The organism is Streptomyces calidiresistens, from assembly GCF_014141525.1.
In the GTDB taxonomy this organism is placed as follows: Bacteria; Actinomycetota; Actinomycetes; order Streptomycetales; family Streptomycetaceae; genus Streptomyces; species Streptomyces calidiresistens.
The window spans coordinates 1-2,423 of sequence record NZ_VKHS01000792.1; the positions used below are offsets into that span (position 1 = coordinate 1).

General features: G+C 75.4%; 3 protein-coding genes. All 3 read right to left on the minus strand.

The features are described from left to right. Positions 1-846 (minus strand): relaxase/mobilization nuclease domain-containing protein (locus FOE67_RS22810; RefSeq protein ID WP_228474188.1); only part of this gene is annotated, 846 nt, incomplete at its 3' end. A gap of 4 nt (positions 847-850) precedes the next feature. Then, a complete protein-coding gene (locus FOE67_RS30510; protein ID WP_323385326.1) occupies positions 851-1,441 on the minus strand; it encodes a MobC family plasmid mobilization relaxosome protein in 591 nt (196 codons plus the stop codon). Positions 1,442-1,614: 173 nt separating this feature from the next. Beyond that, positions 1,615-2,423: DUF2637 domain-containing protein (locus FOE67_RS22820; protein WP_228474189.1), on the minus strand; the 809-nt coding region annotated here is incomplete at its 5' end.

Here is a 2,423-nt window from a genome sequence, read left to right on the forward strand (position 1 = left end):
GGGTTCGGTGTCGAAGGCGGCGCGCAGGCGGGGCAGTGAGAGGTCGGGGGAGAGGGTGGAGCCGGAGTACCAGATGGGCCGGCCGTCGGCGTTGGTGTCGCCGGGCAGGGCGACCTTGTAGCCGAGGACGTCCCCGGAGGGGGCGTGGCGTTTTTCGACCCGGGCGCCGAGGTCGGTGAGGAGGGCGAAGAACTGTTCCTCGTCGCCCGCGACGGCGGCGGCCTTGCGGACGCGGGCGCGCAGCAGTTCGCGGGAGGTGGCGGTGTGGCCCCGGCGCCGGGCCTTGAAGTGTTCCCGGCCGGTGGGGCGGGGTGCGGCGGTTCCGTCGCCGGGGTTGAGGCGGCGCAGGCCGTAATCCGCCTCGATGCGGCGGCACTCGGCCTGGGCCTTCCTGCGGTCCATGCTCAGCCGGGCCGGGCGGCCGTCCCGGCGCACGAGGGTGGCAGCGATGTGGATGTGGTCGGGGGCGTGGCGGACCGCGACCCAGCGGCACGCCTCCTGGTCGCCGGTGGGTGCGATGCCGGTGGCGGAAAGGACGCGGCGGGCGATGGTCGCCCATTGCTCGTCGGTGAGGATCGGGTCCTCGGGGGCGGCGCGCAGGGAGCAGTGCCACACGGTGGTCTTCGGCGCGTCCTCGCCGAGGGCGGTGACGGGCTGGTCGAGTTGGCGGGCGAGGGCGGTCAGGTCGCGGGCGAAGCCCGGGGTGCCGTGGCGCGGGTCGGGGGCGAAGCCGTTCCAGGAGGCGACGGTGTGCTGGTCGGTGTGTTCGTTGTGCCTGCCGGGTCCGTAGAGGTAGGCGAGGAGGCGGCGGGTTCCGCCCTTGCCGGTGCCGATCTTGGGGATCAACCGGTCACCGCCGCAGGACGGCGTCGACGGTGTCGTCCACGTTCTCGATCGCGTCCCGGACCCGGTCCAGCAGGCGCAGGGTGGCGGATTGGGCGGGCAGGGCGCCGTCGCTGTTGAGGTGGCGGGCGAGCTGGTTGAGGTTGTTGCCGATCGCGGCGAGTCGGGTGTTGGCGGTCATCAGCTCGCGGACCGCGCGGCGGTGGTCGGCGACGGCGGCCTGGGGGTTGTCGGCGCGAGCGGCGGCGAGGGCGGCCTCGGCGACGTAGCCGCCGACGGTCATCGAGGAGTGGGCCGCGGCCCGGGTGAGGTCGGCGAACTCGTTCTCGGCGAAGCGCGGGCACACGCGGCGCTTGCGGACGATCCGGCGGCGCAGCCGCCTGCGGGCCGGCTTCGGCCCGGTCCCTCCGGGCGGCACCCCCGGGCCGACCCGTCCCGGCGCCGCCCCGGCGTCGGGTTCCTCCCGTGCCGGTTCCGGGGCGGGGGCGTCGTAAGGACTCCTTACGACACAACTTGCTGCGCCGTTCGGGGCCGGGGTGGTCGCTTCGGCGACGGCGGCGCGGTGGGTGTCGCGGGGGTGGTCGGGGTGCTCGGACACGGGTGTGCCTCCTGGTGGGGGTGGTGTCGTCCCACTCGTCGCGTGCCTGTTCGGGGCCGGTACGGGTGGGCTCGGTGGGACGGGTGGACCCGTCACGGGGACGGGACCCGTCCCCGCGCGGCGTGGCGCGGGGACGGGTGCGACGGGTGGGCGGACGCCGGGACGGGTCGTTCTCAGCGCACCGGCAGGGCCTCCGGTCGGGCCGGGCGGTGGGCGCGGTCGCGTTCGGCCTGGAGGGTGTCGGTGACCTTCACCAGGCGGGCCCTGCCGATGGAGTGCCCGGCCTCCCGGATGGCCTGTTCGACGGCGCGGCGCGAGACCCGGCCGGAGGGGCCCGGGGGAGCGGTGCGGCCGATGGCGACGAGTTCGTCGAGCGGTGCGCCGGGTCGCCGGCCCCGGCGTTCCTCGTGCGCTGCGGTCGGGGTCTGTGCCGCGTTCCCGTCGTCGGCCTTCTCCCCGGCCTCCGCCGGTGCGGTGTTCCTCGGTGCGGCGTCGGTGGGGGCGACGGAGGGCGTCGGGGTCTGCGGGGTGGTGTGGCGGTGGTCGCCGGCGGTGGTTCGGGTGGGGCGGCGGCGGACGAGGAGGTAGAGGTGGACGGCTCCGGCGAGGGCGAGCGGGGCGATGGCGGACAGCGCGCCGACGGTGAGGTCGTCCAACCGCAGGTTCCCCTCGGGGCGGGTCTGCTGGTTGAGGCGCACGGCGTGCAGGCCGTTGGCCCAGATGCTGGTGACGGTGGCCAGCCCGACGAGCGCCCAGACGTAGAAGCGGGAGCGCAGCGGGGCGTTGCGCAGGATCAGCAGGGCGCCGATGCCGATGGCGATGAACCCGTCGATGACGAGGGGGAAGAGGTAGGTGAGGGGCCCTCGGACATGGATGGCGACGGCCGTCTGGCGCAGGGCATCGTAGGAGAGGGCGAAGCCGGTGACGCCGAGCAGGACGATGCCGACGCGGATCGCGGCGGCTCCGGGTATCGGGGCGGGGG